The 13,705-nt window shown below is 60.7% G+C and carries 15 protein-coding genes and 1 tRNA gene; 3 read left to right on the plus strand and 13 right to left on the minus strand.

Annotation, left to right across the window (positions count from 1 at the left end; all coding sequences use genetic code 11):
• Nucleotides 1-124 precede the first annotated feature (124 nt).
• On the plus strand, nucleotides 125-3,040 hold the full coding sequence (gene uvrA, locus F550_RS0105500; RefSeq protein ID WP_018147527.1) for an excinuclease ABC subunit UvrA: 2,916 nt from the start codon (nucleotides 125-127) through the stop codon (nucleotides 3,038-3,040).
• A gap of 9 nt (nucleotides 3,041-3,049) precedes the next feature.
• On the opposite strand, the gene F550_RS0105505 is transcribed toward uvrA, so the two are convergent.
• From F550_RS0105505 to F550_RS0105525, 5 genes are all read right to left on the minus strand, one after another.
• On the minus strand, nucleotides 3,050-4,018 hold the full coding sequence (locus tag F550_RS0105505) for a hypothetical protein (RefSeq protein WP_018147528.1): 969 nt from the start codon (nucleotides 4,016-4,018) through the stop codon (nucleotides 3,050-3,052).
• Nucleotides 4,019-4,056: 38 nt separating this feature from the next.
• Nucleotides 4,057-4,947: a hypothetical protein gene (locus F550_RS0105510; protein ID WP_018147529.1), complete on the minus strand. Its 891-nt coding sequence runs from the start codon at nucleotides 4,945-4,947 to the stop codon at nucleotides 4,057-4,059.
• A gap of 130 nt (nucleotides 4,948-5,077) precedes the next feature.
• The gene (locus F550_RS0105515) at nucleotides 5,078-5,350 is read right to left on the minus strand and encodes a hypothetical protein (protein WP_018147530.1); all 273 of its coding nucleotides are present in this window, start codon (nucleotides 5,348-5,350) and stop codon (nucleotides 5,078-5,080) included.
• A 38-nt stretch (nucleotides 5,351-5,388) separates the two neighbouring features.
• Nucleotides 5,389-5,697 (minus strand): hypothetical protein, encoded by a 309-nt coding sequence (locus F550_RS16980; protein WP_018147531.1) that lies wholly within the window; start codon nucleotides 5,695-5,697, stop codon nucleotides 5,389-5,391.
• Between the two features lie 73 nt (nucleotides 5,698-5,770).
• Nucleotides 5,771-6,496 carry a fused DSP-PTPase phosphatase/NAD kinase-like protein gene (locus F550_RS0105525; RefSeq protein ID WP_018147532.1) on the minus strand — a complete coding sequence of 242 codons (726 nt, stop codon included), beginning with the start codon at nucleotides 6,494-6,496 and terminating at the stop codon, nucleotides 5,771-5,773.
• A 135-nt stretch (nucleotides 6,497-6,631) separates the two neighbouring features.
• Here F550_RS0105525 and F550_RS0105530 point away from each other — a divergent pair, with 135 nt between their 5' ends.
• Nucleotides 6,632-7,453, plus strand: a complete 822-nt coding sequence (locus F550_RS0105530; RefSeq protein ID WP_018147533.1) for a fimbrial biogenesis chaperone — start codon at nucleotides 6,632-6,634, stop codon at nucleotides 7,451-7,453.
• Here F550_RS0105530 and F550_RS0105535 read toward each other — a convergent pair.
• The 8 genes from F550_RS0105535 to F550_RS19490 form a co-directional block, all read right to left on the minus strand.
• Entirely contained in the window at nucleotides 7,429-8,019 is a 591-nt protein-coding gene (locus F550_RS0105535; RefSeq protein WP_018147534.1) for a Maf family protein, read from the minus strand. The two genes, F550_RS0105530 and F550_RS0105535, sit on opposite strands and share 25 nt — an antisense overlap.
• 2 nt (nucleotides 8,020-8,021) lie before the next feature.
• A complete protein-coding gene (gene infA / locus F550_RS0105540; RefSeq protein ID WP_018147535.1) occupies nucleotides 8,022-8,240 on the minus strand; it encodes a translation initiation factor IF-1 in 219 nt (72 codons plus the stop codon).
• A 236-nt stretch (nucleotides 8,241-8,476) separates the two neighbouring features.
• Nucleotides 8,477-8,965, minus strand: coding sequence for a UPF0262 family protein (locus tag F550_RS0105545; RefSeq protein WP_018147536.1), 489 nt, complete (start codon nucleotides 8,963-8,965; stop codon nucleotides 8,477-8,479).
• A complete protein-coding gene (gene hisD / locus F550_RS0105550; RefSeq protein WP_018147537.1) occupies nucleotides 8,955-10,265 on the minus strand; it encodes a histidinol dehydrogenase in 1,311 nt (436 codons plus the stop codon). The genes F550_RS0105545 and hisD overlap by 11 nt, the downstream gene beginning before the upstream one ends.
• Nucleotides 10,266-10,724, minus strand: coding sequence for a DUF2948 family protein (locus F550_RS0105555; protein WP_018147538.1), 459 nt, complete (start codon nucleotides 10,722-10,724; stop codon nucleotides 10,266-10,268).
• Nucleotides 10,725-10,733: 9 nt separating this feature from the next.
• Nucleotides 10,734-12,020, minus strand: coding sequence for a UDP-N-acetylglucosamine 1-carboxyvinyltransferase (gene murA / locus F550_RS0105560; RefSeq protein WP_018147539.1), 1,287 nt, complete (start codon nucleotides 12,018-12,020; stop codon nucleotides 10,734-10,736).
• Between the two features lie 65 nt (nucleotides 12,021-12,085).
• Complete coding sequence (locus F550_RS0105565; protein WP_018147540.1) at nucleotides 12,086-13,288, minus strand: cytochrome P450; 1,203 nt, start codon at nucleotides 13,286-13,288, stop codon at nucleotides 12,086-12,088.
• Nucleotides 13,288-13,419: a hypothetical protein gene (locus tag F550_RS19490; RefSeq protein WP_018147541.1), complete on the minus strand. Its 132-nt coding sequence runs from the start codon at nucleotides 13,417-13,419 to the stop codon at nucleotides 13,288-13,290. The genes F550_RS0105565 and F550_RS19490 overlap by 1 nt, the downstream gene beginning before the upstream one ends.
• Nucleotides 13,420-13,496: 77 nt before the next feature.
• Between F550_RS19490 and F550_RS0105575 the strand changes: the two genes are divergently transcribed.
• Nucleotides 13,497-13,571, plus strand: a tRNA-Thr gene (locus F550_RS0105575).
• The last annotated feature ends 134 nt before the right edge of the window (nucleotides 13,572-13,705 follow it).

Genomic DNA, 13,705 nt, shown 5'->3' on the forward strand with positions numbered 1-13,705 from the left:
CAATCGGCAGCTGAAAACGCTGCACACAAATCAATGTTCATTTTTTGTTCTGGTCGTCAAGATGGACTCCAGTTACACATCATACTTCAACGCAAGACGAGGCGCGGTCCCGAAAGGCTAGTCGATGACGTCACCTGATCTTCGCATGATCCGCGTGCGCGGTGCGAAAGAACACAATCTGAAGAATGTCGATGTCGACATCCCGCGCGACAAGCTCGTCGTGCTGACGGGCCTGTCTGGCTCCGGCAAGTCCTCGCTCGCCTTCGACACGATTTATGCAGAAGGCCAACGGCGCTATGTCGAGAGCCTGTCGGCCTATGCCCGCCAGTTCCTTGAGCTGATGCAGAAGCCTGATGTCGAGAGCATTGAAGGCCTCTCGCCTGCCATCTCAATCGAGCAGAAGACCACGTCGAAAAACCCGCGCTCGACCGTCGGCACCGTCACGGAGATCTACGACTATATGCGCCTTCTCTGGGCGCGCGTCGGCATTCCCTATTCGCCAGCCACCGGCCTGCCGATCCAGTCGCAGACCGTATCGGAAATGGTCGACCGGACGATGGACCTGCCTGAAAAGACGCGCCTCTACCTGCTCGCGCCGATGATCCGTGGCCGCAAGGGCGAATACCGCAAAGAGTTCGCCGAGCTCCTGAAGAACGGCTTCCAGCGCGTAAAGGTTGATGGTGAGTTCCACGATCTCGAAAGCCCGCCAACGCTCGACAAGAAGTTCAAGCATGACATCGACGTCGTCGTTGACCGCGTCGTCATCCGCGAGGGCATGGAGCAGCGGCTCGCGGAAAGTTTCGAGACCGCCCTCGGCCTCGCGAATGGCATCGCCGTCCTCGAATATGCAGACGTCGAAGAAGGTGAGACCGAAGCCAAACGCATCACCTATTCGGCCAACTTCGCCTGTCCTGTCTCCGGCTTCACCATCCCGGAGATCGAGCCGCGGCTCTTCTCGTTCAACAACCCGTTTGGCGCCTGTCCGGCCTGCGATGGCCTTGGTCAGCAGCTGAAAGTCGATCCGGAACTCGTCGTACCAGATAAGGATCTGTCGCTTGCCAAGGGGGCGATTGCGCCTTGGGCGCGCGCTGCCTCACCCTATCAAACGCAAACGCTGCAAGCCCTCGGCGATCATTACGACTTCGACCTCGACACCGCCTGGAACAAGCTGAAACAGCCGATCCGCGACATTATCCTGCAAGGGACGGGCGATGAGGAAATCCAGTTCGTCTATGATGACGGCCTCCGCCGCTATGAGGTAAAGAAGACCTTCGAAGGCGTCATTCCGAACCTCAACCGCCGCTACCGCGAGACAGACAGCCAGTGGGCGCGCGACGAGATAGCGAAATTCCAGTCAGCGGCCCCCTGCCCGTCCTGTAATGGCAAGCGCTTGAAGCCGGAGGCCCTGGCGGTAAAAATCGACGGCCTCGACATTTCCGACAGCGCTGAGTTTTCAATCAAGCAAGCGGGCGAATGGTTCGGCCAGGTCGTCGATACCCTCAACGACCAGCAGACCGAGATCGCCACCCGCATCCTGAAGGAAATCAATGACCGTCTGGTCTTCCTCAACGCGGTTGGTCTCGAATACCTGTCACTCTCCCGTGCATCGGGCACGCTTTCTGGCGGCGAAAGCCAGCGCATCCGTCTTGCCAGCCAGATCGGCTCTGGCCTGCAGGGTGTGCTTTACGTGCTCGATGAGCCGTCCATCGGCCTGCACCAGCGCGACAATGAACGCCTGCTGGAAACGCTCAAACGCCTGCGCGACCTCGGCAATTCAGTGCTTGTCGTTGAGCATGATGAGGATGCGATCCTCACAGCAGACCATGTCATCGACATGGGGCCACGCGCCGGCATCCATGGCGGCGAGATTGTCAGCCAGGGCAGGCCCGAAGACATCATCGCTGACGAAAACAGCCTCACCGGTGCCTTCCTCAATGGCAAGGAAGAGATCGCCATTCCACCAAAGCGACGCCTCAAGAAAAAGTCCCGCTCACTCACTATCAAGGGCGCGACCGGCAACAACCTCAAAAATGTCGACGCAACCATCCCGCTCGGCACATTCACCGCGATTACCGGCGTCTCTGGCGGCGGCAAGTCGACCCTCATCATCGAGACGCTGTACAAGGCGCTGGCCCGCAAACTGAACGGCGCGTCGCAGGCCCCTGCCCCCTATGAAGGGCTCGAAGGCCTCAATCATCTCGACAAGGTCATCGACATTGACCAGTCACCGATCGGGCGAACGCCCCGGTCGAACCCGGCGACCTATACCGGCGCCTTCGGGCCAATCCGCGACTGGTTCGCTGGCCTGCCGGAATCCAAGGCACGCGGTTACAAGCCGGGCCGCTTCTCGTTCAACGTGAAGGGCGGCCGCTGTGAGGCCTGCCAGGGCGACGGCCTCATCAAGATCGAGATGCACTTCCTGCCGGATGTCTACGTCACCTGCGAAACCTGTAACGGTAAACGCTACAACCGCGAGACGCTGGAGGTCCTCTATAAGGGCAAGTCGATTGCTGACGTGCTCGACATGACAGTCGAGGAGGCCGAAAAATTCTTCCACGCCGTGCCCAGCATCCAGTCCAAGATGGAAACGCTGAGCCGGGTCGGCCTCACCTATATCAAGGTCGGCCAACAGGCGACGACGCTTTCAGGCGGCGAGGCCCAGCGGGTGAAGCTCTCCAAGGAGCTTTCGAAACGTGCCACTGGCCGCACGCTCTATATCCTGGACGAGCCGACGACGGGTCTTCATTTCGAGGATGTCCGCAAACTTCTCGAAGTCCTGCATGAGCTGGTCGATGCTGGAAACACGGTTGTCGTGATCGAGCATAATCTCGACGTCATCAAGACGGCCGACCACATTATCGATATCGGCCCTGAGGGCGGTGATGGCGGTGGCCGCGTGGTCGGAGTCGGCACGCCGGAAGAGGTGTCGGCCATCGAAGACAGCTGGACGGGGCGCTTCCTTGCCGAAACCTTCCGCCGTCAGGATGAGCGCCGAGCCGCCTACGCCAAACGCCTCAAAGGAAAACAGGCGGCCGAATAAGGCAGTTCGTCAGGCAAAAACATCCGGCGCCTGCGCAATGCCGCCGCCGCGTGGATCGGTCTTGGCCGCCAGCGAAGCCGGGCCTGCCCAGATGTAGATGAAGATGCCCTGCATCACGAGCAGGACCGCATAAATGCCCATCACGGTGGCAATAAACCGGCCCTGCAGGATGAAGAAGATGAGCTGGGCCGGATTTTGCTCCACCTGCTCGATGCTGCCGAAATTCGACATGAAGACCGAAATGGCTGTGGCCGCGCTCGCCGAATAGACCAGCGTAAAGACGATCCAGAAAATGAGCGTCAGGAAGAAGTAGGCAAAGAAAAGCGGCAGGAACCGGCCGCGGCTCGCCCCCCAGGCATTCAGGAACTGGATCTTGCGGTCCCTGACGGTCAGGCCAGATGCTGGCGACAGGCGCACGGCAACATAGGCCCAGCCAAAAGCGGCGATCAGAAACACGATCGGAAAACTGAAGCCGAGGAAAAAATTCTCGCCCTCGCCAATCTCCATGATGAGACTGCCGAGAACTCCGGCCATGATCGCGCTGAGCAGATAGCCGACGAAGAAAAAGACAATCCACATTATCCCGACAACAAGCAGGCGAAGCTCATCGCCGCCAATGCCGATGCTGAACCCTTCCTCGCGCACATAGCGCCGTTGAATGGCCGCTTCGAAAGCTGCCCATAAGAGCGCCGTCAGCAGCAGCATCGCGATGTAGGAAAAGACGATGCGCCCGACCATTCCGGAAATCTGCTGCGTCATGGCGACCTCAACATCGTCACTGCTCATCGCGTCGCGCGCGACCTGCAGCAGTGCTTCGGTGAAAATGCCGATCAGCGGTTGGAACAGAAAATAGCCGAGCCCGCCCATCGCCGTGACCGCGATCAGATAGGTGAGCGCATATTTCCAGATGAAACCGCCGGGACCACGGGCCTGCGCGAAGTGCAGCATGGCGGTCGCGAAACTGAAACGGTGGTCCACGACGCCCTCCCCGGCTGCGGGCTTGCTGCTGAGAGTAGTCAGCCGAAAGTCATGTCCGCGTCAACTCGGGTCGGGGCGAGCCGCTGGTAGAGCGCGACCGCCAGCCCATGGCCGAGCCAGTAGAACGGCGCAAGTATCAGCACCGCAACACCCGTGAGACCTGCAAACTCGACGTCGCCTAAAGCATCGGCCGCCCCCGGCGGCGCAGCGTAGACGCTAATGATGGTGGCCATCCCGCCCGCGTGCAGGAGCAGTGAGGCAATCAGGGAAAGGACAAGCCAGGGTACAAGCTGCAGGCTGACCCAGAGTAGCGCGATCCGGGCGACATGCCGCGAGGTCCACGGCCAGCTGCGGAAGATGGTGACATGCCGCTCTGCAATGGTCGCTGGCCCGAACAGGAATAGGCGCAGGCCCAGCCAGATCAGCGCCCCGCTGGCGACAACGAGCAGCATATAAAGGATTACCGCGGCCCCAGAGCTGGAGAGCGCCTCCATAGAGCGCCAGACCTCGTCCGGCGACTGACCTGCCGCTGCCGGATCATAGCCCGATGCGTCGATCAGCACGCCGGCGAAGATCGAGAAAAAGAGCGTCAGCAGAAAGAGGAGAATGAAGAAGAGCGAATAAACGGCGAGGTTCGCGACAAACAGCCTGACCGCGTCGGTCAGCGCGCTGCCTGTCCCTGCCTCTGGCAGAAGGCGCCGGTACATCGTCGCCGACCAGAAGCTGCCGGTGAAGATCACCACCAGGCCCATGGCGAACCAGTAGAAGACAGGCTCGCCGCCCGCTTGCGCCAGCCGGTTCACATAGCTTTGCGCCGTAACGGCGGCGACGAGCAGCAAAAGGCCCGGCAATGTCGGCAAGGCGACGCTTCGCCCATGGCGCATGGCATCGCGGGAGATAGAAGCGGTCTGCAAGGCTGAAGCGGTCATTCTGTTCGCGCAAGGATAGCTCTGAAGGCCCCTAGCCTAAGCACACGGCAAGCCATGAAGTCGAACGAAAATGGACGTGGCAGGACACCATGTCCCACCACGCTTGAGTTTATGTAAAAGAACGCCCGCGTCAGTCTTCGCGGCGCGCATCCGGCAGACGGTCATTGATATCATCGCGGATATCCAGGAACGTCACGATCAGGCCACAGATGATGCTGGCGCAGATCCAGCCCGCCAGCGTGAAACCGGCAATCTCGGCAATGCGCGCCGTATCGCCATCAAGCCCATAAGCGGCCGCAAACTGACCATCCTGATAGATGCCCAGCATTACGCCAGCTGCGATGATCGCAATGAAGGCGACATAAACCATCGCCCGGAAACTGTTGATAATAATGAACTTCATTCTACTCCCCCCACTAAAAAACTCTAAAGCCGTTCAACTCACTCTTGTTGCAAGGCACACGAAACTGCAGACTCTTCGATAAAGCCGTATAATTGCCGCTGCTCGGCACTCGACAGTTCTTCCATCCGCTCGGTCCGGTCTCCGTCATTGCGGGCGACCGCGGCGAACTTGCCAAACAGCTCATCGTCAAGGGTCTTCTCGGCCGCATCGACCAGACAGGTGCATTCGGAGACCTCCATGCCGACCTCCTCCTGACAGAATTCCATGATGGCTTCCCGGTCCTCTGCCGTCCTGTCACAGCCGCTAAGGGCCAGGGCGGAAATAGCTACGAGCGCCAAGTATTTCATGGATGCATCCTTCTGAAGCCTTTCTGACCGGAGATTTCCACGAAATCGCTGAAGATGCCAGAAAAAATGGTATTTATTCCCGCCGGAGCAGCCGGTCGAGACCGATCCGGCCGCGCGAACGGTTCAGAAAATCGGCCTTTACAGCCTCGCGGTCATAATCCTCGCGCACCCACGCCATGAAGGGCTTGCCCGTCTCACGTGTGGATTTCAGATAGGCCTCAAAAAAGGCGTCCAGCATGCCGGTCTTGCCTGACTTCACATGCAGGTATTTGCCAGAAAGCTGCTTCAGTGCCTTCTCGACCGGCATGCCGCGCCGAAAGATCATGTAGAAGGCGCTCATGATCCCTGCCCGGTCTGCGCCCGACTTGCAGTGCATCAGAGCCGGATATTCAATCGTCTCAAACAGATCGCGGGCCGCCTCGATCGTTTCAACCGTCGGCGTATCGCGCGAAAAGACCTGGAAATCGACCAGCGCAATGCCCGCTTCCTCGCAGGCTTCTTTTTCAAGGAGGTAATAGCCCTTCGTGCTCTCACCGCGCAGATTGATGATGGTCCGAATACCGCGCGCGGCGGCATGTTCGGCTACCTGGCGCGGATTGGGCTGATTGGATCGCCACATCTCAGGGCTGATCTGATGAAGGTTCTGAAACCCCTCCCGCAGAAATCCGTGATCGCTGAGCGTCATTTCCCGCCGCGCACGCTTGCGCCCCGCAGCCGTCGTCATATCGGCGGCGATATGCGGCGGTTTCTTGCGTTTCTTGCGCTTTTTCGGCGCGGATTTTTCCGGTTCAGTACTCATCCCATAGACGGGCTATCCGAGCCTGCGCAGCGACGCAAGCTGGCGCGGCACGCATCAATGGCCGCCTAAACCTGCCGGTAACCCGCCCAAGTGTACGCTGCGTTGACCGGAACCGGCCTCAGACGGGACAAACGGATGAAACTCTCACGGCTCATACGCGGCGGATTGCTTGCCTTTGCCGTTCTGGCCGGCAGCTACATTCCCGCCGATGGCCTCGAGGTCAGCCTGTCCCCCACATCGATCGAACTGACCGCTGTGCCCGGTGAACGCGTTCGCGACGTCGTCACGCTGACCAATAACGACAGCGCCGAGACGCTCTCGCTGACCATCAGTCTCGCCGACTGGACCATCGATGCCGGAGGCGGGCTCGCCTTGCTGGCACCGGGCGACAGCGAGACCACGATCACGCCATCTGTCAGGTTCACCCCCGCCTTTGTTACGCTGGCACCCAGTGAAACCCGGGACATTCTCATCGACATCGCCACGCCATCGGACTTTGACGCGGCCAGCGCGCGGCGCTTTGCGCTACTTGCCTCGGCGATCTCGCCTGATACCCGCCCCGGAAATGATGGCCTGCTCCGCAAGATTGAAGTTTCCAGCCTCGTCTACCTGACAGGCGCCAGGGCCAGCAGCGACCCGGCAATTCTGGACGCAGGGCTCGACGCGCAAACCCTTACCCTCAGTCTGGAAAATACAGGCGGCGCCCATGCGCGCCTTCAAGGCACTGTGCGCATTGGTGGCCGGAGCGATACGATCACCCTCCCCATCGCCAGCCTCGTCATACTGCCAGGATCAACGCGCGATTTTCAGATCCCGCTTGATCGCCAGTTGCCAGATAATCCGATGGTGACGGTCGACCTCGTCGACACACATGCCCCGCAGATCCCTCAGGGCCAATGGCCCCTGCCACGCTTTACGGCGCCGCTGGAAGCTCAGCCAGCTGCCGCCCTGCGATAGCCAAGTCCCTCAAGCATGGAGACCGCTTCATAGAGCGGGAGACCGACAATCGCGGTGTAGGATCCATTGATGCGGCGAACAAATGGTGCCGCCTTGCCCTGGATGGCATAGCCGCCAGCCTTGCCGACACCGTCGCCATGCTGAGCGTATGTCTCTATTTCGACTTCGGTCAGGCGCTTGAAGACAACGCGCGATTGCACGACGCGCACCGATACCCGGCCATCCGGCGCGCAGACAGCGAGCCCCGACAGGACCTGATGGGCGCGGCCAGACAGCAGGTTGAGGCATTCAGCGACCTCCGCCGCGTCATCTGCCTTGGGCAGCACCCGGCGGCCAAGCGCGACAACCGTATCGCCAGCCAGCGTAAACCCGCCCTCGGTGTGAACATGCAACGCCTTCTGCCGCGCAAGGCGTTCGGCCAGCGCTGCGGGCGGTTCGTCTTTTAGCGGAGTTTCGTCGATATCGGCGGGCTGGATGCGATCGGGAGCGATTCCCGCTTGCGCCAGAAGGTCGAGCCGCCGTGGACTCGCGCTCGCCAATGTCAGGGGCGCGCGCCCGTCCTGCATCACTATTTGAAGCGGTAGGTGATCCGGCCCTTGGTCAGATCATAAGGCGTCATTTCAACGAGGACCTTGTCGCCCGTCAGGATGCGGATGCGGTTCTTGCGCATCTTGCCGGCGGTATAGCCGATAATTTCATGATCATTTTCGAGCTTCACGCGGAACGTTGCGTTCGGCAAAAGCTCCATGATCGTTCCATTGAACTCGATAAGTTCTTCTTTTGACATTGGCACTCCTTTGACAGCCGCGGAAGATCGATAAGTGTCCCGCAAGCCAGATATGGCGCGGTTCGTAACTTTCGTCACGTGGAAGAGCAAGCCGTAAAAGACCGCGGCTGCGACGCACGCGCCTGCACGGACATAACGGCTTGGGCAGGAATTTGGTGCCAGGCGGCCGGAAATTCAATTATGGGTGGCAGCGACCCCTCATCGTCGGGAGGCGCCAAAGGCCCTGCCGGCGGGCTTTACGTCCCCGGTCCTCGTGTCTGACCGGCATGGAGCGCGCAGATCAGCGTGAAGAGCCTGCGGGACGTATCGAAATCGACATCGATCTTGTTCTCCAGCCGCTCTGCAAGCAGCGAAGACCCCTCATTGTGGATACCGCGCCGCGCCATGTCGATCGCCTCGATCTGGTGCGGCGACTGCGTCTTGATCGCGGAATAATAGTTCTCGCAGATCATGAAATAGTCGCGGATAATTCCCCTGAAGGGCGAGATCGACAGGATAAACATATGGACCTTGGTCTGGTCCTCCAGCCGGATATCAAAGACCAGCTTGCGCTCGATCATCGACAGATGAAGCACATACGGTCCGGTCTCGTCGCCCTGAACGCCAAATACGTTCTCCTCGATAAGGTCGAATATGGCGACACGGCGCTCATGCTCAGCGTCGGGACCGCTTGTCGAAAGCGTCTCCTCATCGATCTCAACGGCAACAAGACGTTTATCCGCCATCACCCCCACCGGCATTGGTGCGAATGGAAACAGAGCGCGCATGCGCAGGCAGGCCTTCGGCTTCAGCAAGGCGCAGGACAGACGGCGCAAGCGCGGCAAATCCTTCTGGGCTGGCGCGCTGGACACTCATCCGTTTCATGAAGTCCGTGAGGCCGAGTCCCGAGCTGAAACGCGCGGCACGGCTTGTCGGCAGCACGTGGTTCGACCCGGTGACATAGTCACCCAGCGCCTCTGGTGTGTGATGGCCAAGGAAGACCGCGCCCGCATGTTTTATCTGCGGCAACAGCATCTCCGGGTCATCGATCGCAAGCTCCAGATGCTCGGCCGCGATCTCGTTCGCAATGTCTGCGGCCTGGTCAAGACCCTTCGCCAGAATGATCGCGCCATGCGTTTCCCAGGCGGACCGGGCACGCGCTTCGGTAGAGAGCGACTTAAGCTGCTTTTCCACAGCTTCTTCCACAGACTTACCCACAGCCTTTTCCACAGTGATCAGGATCGACTGGGACGAAGTGTCGTGTTCGCACTGGCTGAGCAGATCAGCGGCGATCCAGTCGGGGTTTGCGCTATGATCAGCAACGACCAGAATTTCGGACGGACCGGCGATCGTGTCGATCCCCACGCGCCCGAACACCTGCCGCTTGGCTTCGGCGACATAGGCATTCCCCGGTCCGACGACCTTGTCGACCGGTTTCAAATGCCCTGCACCAAAGGTCAGCGCCGCTACCGCCTGCGCCCCGCCAATCGGGTAGAACTCATCCACCCCGGCCTTCAGCGCGGCATAGGCGACCGCATTGGACAGCTGACCGCCCGGTGCAGGCGCCGTCATGACGACGCGCTGTACCCCTGCCAGCTTGGCAGGCACCGCATTCATGAGGACCGAGCTTGGATAGGAGGCAAGCCCACCCGGCACATAGACGCCAACACTGTCCAGCGGCGTCCAGCGCCAGCCAAGTTCAATCCCTTCTGCATCCTTGAAGAAATTATCACTTGGGCGCTGGCGCTCATGATAGGCGGCGATGCGCTCTGCCGCGAAATCGATGGCCTCACGCAGGTCTGCAGGGCACCCGGCCGCAAGCGCGTGCAGGTCCACATTATCCGACTGCAGTGTCACAGGGTCCAGCGTCAGCCGGTCGAACTTCGCGGTGTAACGCGCTACCGCTTCGCCGCCCTTGGCACTGACGTCTGCCAGCACGTCCGCGACGGTTTTCGCCACGTCCTCGACCTCGCCGCGCGGCTCTCCCAGGAAAGCGGCCAGCGCGTCGTCGAAGTCTGCCTTTGTGCCGTCAAGCCATCTGGCCATTTAGCGTATCCTGCGCTCATGCTGCGGTGTGCGCCGCGTCGTCCACTCATAATCGCTGTCGAGCAGCGTCACATCGAGAACTTCCACGTGAATGGCAAGCTCTCCGTCGCCAGCGAAATGCAGCCTGACGATGCCGCCCGGTGGAGTCTCATCTGGCTCGAATTCCACGCTCAGCAATGAATAGACCAGATCAGGGTCTGCGCGCGACACGCCTCGTGTCTTGACCGACAGCGCCCCGTCGATCGCCAGCAGGGAGCGGATCCGCGTTTTCGGCTGACGCTTCGACTTGCCGGCGGCCTGCTCCCAGCGGAACCTGTTCAGCTCCAGCGAGAACCGTCTCTGGCTTTTCTCATAGCGAAAATTCTCAGCCTTGATGACGCTGTCCTGCACGGCCGCGGAGATGACGGTCAGGTCATCCCGGTCTTCAGCAACCAGCCGTAATGGTTTCTGCTCTGCCATGGGGGCCCCTTAGCCTGCTTCTGCATCGACGCTGACGCGGCGAATATTCGCCCCGACAGCGCTCAGCTTCTCTTCCAGCCGCTCAAACCCCCGGTCGAGGTGATAGATACGGCTCACTTCCGTCTCACCTTGGGCAGCAAGCGCTGCGATGACAAGAGAGACAGAGGCACGCAGGTCCGTCGCCATGACGGGCGCGCCCTTGAGATGCTCGACACCCGTCACAATCGCCTCGGACCCGCGCACAATAATCTGTGCTCCAAGCCGCGACAATTCAGGCGCATGCATGAAACGGTTCTCGAAAATATTCTCGCGAATGATCGACGGCCCGTTCGCAATCGACATCAGCGCCATGAACTGCGCCTGCAGGTCGGTTGGAAAGCCGGGATAAGGGGCGGTGTCGATATTGACCGGCTTGAGCGCAGTGTCGCCGCGCTTGATCCGGATCGTTCCCGCTTCCTTGTCCGCATCAACCTCGACCCACGCATTGCGAAGGGCGTGATTGATCGCGCTCAAGGCGCCCACGGGCGCATTGGTCAACGTGACGTCGCCGCCAGCTGCGGCAACCGCCATCGCAAACGTGCCTGCCTCGATCCTGTCAGACATGACCTTGTGCTGGGTGCCGTGAAGCTCGTCGACGCCCTGGATCGTGATCGTGGAGGTCCCTGCCCCGTCGATCTTGGCGCCCATCGAAATGAGACAATTGGCAAGGTCGGCAATTTCCGGCTCGCGCGCCGCGTTTTCAAGCACGGTCTCCCCTTTGGCGAGCGTCGCAGCCAGCATCGCATGCTCTGTCGCGCCAACCGACACGAATGGAAAGACGATCTGCGCGCCCTTCAGCCCGTGAATGGCCGCCGCCTTCACATAGCCCTGCTCGACCAGCAGGTCGGCCCCCATCGCCTCAAAGGCCTGCAGGTGAAGATCCACCGGACGTGCACCGATCGCACAGCCGCCAGGCAGCGACACCGTCGCATGCCCATAGCGCGCCAGCATAGGCCCCAGCACGTTGAAGCTCGCCCGCATCTTGCGCACCTGCTCATAGGGCGCGATCGTCGAGGTCAGATTTTCCGCGTTGAGGCGGCACTCCGAATGGCCCTTCGGCCAGTATACTTCGACGCCCAGAGTCTGCAGCAGCTGCGAGAGAAACCGGGTGTCGGCGAGATTCGGCATATTCGTCAGCGTGACGGGCTGTGCCGTCAGCAGCGAGGCTGCCATCAGCTTCAATGCCGAGTTCTTCGCACCCGAGATCGGGATCTCGCCGGAAAGCGGTTGTCCGCCAATGATTTTAAGACTGTCCATGGGGAGGTCTTATAGTGCGCCGGGCCACGGGGGAAAGGCGCGAATGTGACGTCGGGCCACAAGTCTTATTGAAACCCCAGCGGCAGCGATTTCAGCCCCCGCATGCCGGAGCGGGGGATCCATCTGAGCTTGTCTGGGTCGACGGTGAACGCGAGGTGGGGAAACCGGTCGAACAGACAGCTCAGCGCCGCCTGCGCCTCGGCCCGGGCGAGGTGCAGGCCGAGACAGAGATGCGGGCCCCCGCCCCAGCCGAGATGCCGGTTCGGACGCCGCGCCAGGTTTAGCGTCAAGGGATCGTCGAAGACGCGCGGGTCGACATTGCCCGCCGCCAGCAGCGCCATGATCCGCTCGCCCTTCTTCAGCTGTGCGCCGTGGAATTCCATATCCTCACGCGGGTGGCGCGGCTTGGTCATCTGCACTGGCGTGCAATAGCGCATAAGCTCATCCACCGCGACGCCGCGCGCATTCTCGTCCCCGGCTCTGTACTGGTCGGCCGCGCCAGGATGCGTCAGCAGCGTGTAGACCGATGTCGAAATCAGGTGCGATGTCGTCTCATGCCCGGCGACGAACAGGACGAAGACCATTGCCAGCAGCTCGTCATCGGTCATTCGCTCTCCGTCGGCCTCGGCATGGACGAGTTCGGAGACGAGCCCCGGCTGTGGTTCGGCCCGCACCCGCTCGAACTCACGGCGCAGCGCATCCTGGGCCGGTTTCAGCCGGAAGATGGCGCGGATCATCTGGAACGGAGAGCCGCCTCCCGCCACCCCTTTCATCACATCGTGCAAGGCCGCGCGCGTTTCGTCTGAAAAGCCCAGCAGTTCGAAGATCACCTGCAGCGGCAATTCGCGGCAGAGGCCCGGCACCAGATCGGTCTCGCCAGTCCTCAACATGTTATCGACCAACCGGTCGCACATCTCTTCGATGGAAGGCTTCAATTCGTCGATCGCGGTACGCCGGAAGGGTTCGTCCACCATCTGGCGCAATTGCCTGTGGCGCGGGTCGTCCAGTCCCAGCAGATTGTCTGCCAGCACTTTCAGGGACCCCGGCAGAAACCGTAGGCCGAATGGCGAATCATGGCCGGCATTGCGCGCGTCGACGGCGAACCGGTCGGTATCCTTCAGCAGCTCCTGGATTTCAGGATGCCCCAAAACCAGCCGCATCGGGCCGAAGAACACGATCTTCGTCTCCTCGAACAGGCCTGCCTCGAGGGCCCGCGCCAGCGTCGCATGCGGCGTCCTGAGATAATCCTGTTTCTGGAGCTGCAGCATCACTCGTCCCTGGTCTTGCGCGGATCCGGTGGATCGCTGCGTCTGGCCGCCTGTTTGCGGCGCTTCAGATTGTCCCGCAGCGCCTTTTTCAATCGCGCCTCACGCTCGTTCTCGCTTTCCTTAGCTGCCATTTGTTCAGCTCCATGCCTGAAACGGTCTTTTCATCATTCCCGGCATAAGCTAAGGCCAGCCCGCATACGCATCAATCGCCGCGGTAGCTCAGTGGTAGAGCGCGTCATTGGTAATGACGAGGTCGACAGTTCAATTCTGTCTCGCGGCACCATTCTCATCCAGTTCGCTTTATACAGACAACGGTCTGCTGGTTGGAGAATGGCGCCGCGTTTGCGCAGTCCCCATTCCATTCAGATATTCACGTCCAGAGGCTGCTGGCAAATCTGCCGCCCCTCAAGCCGTACT

This window comes from Henriciella marina DSM 19595 (genome assembly GCF_000376805.1).
Classification (GTDB): Bacteria; Pseudomonadota; Alphaproteobacteria; order Caulobacterales; family Hyphomonadaceae; genus Henriciella; species Henriciella marina.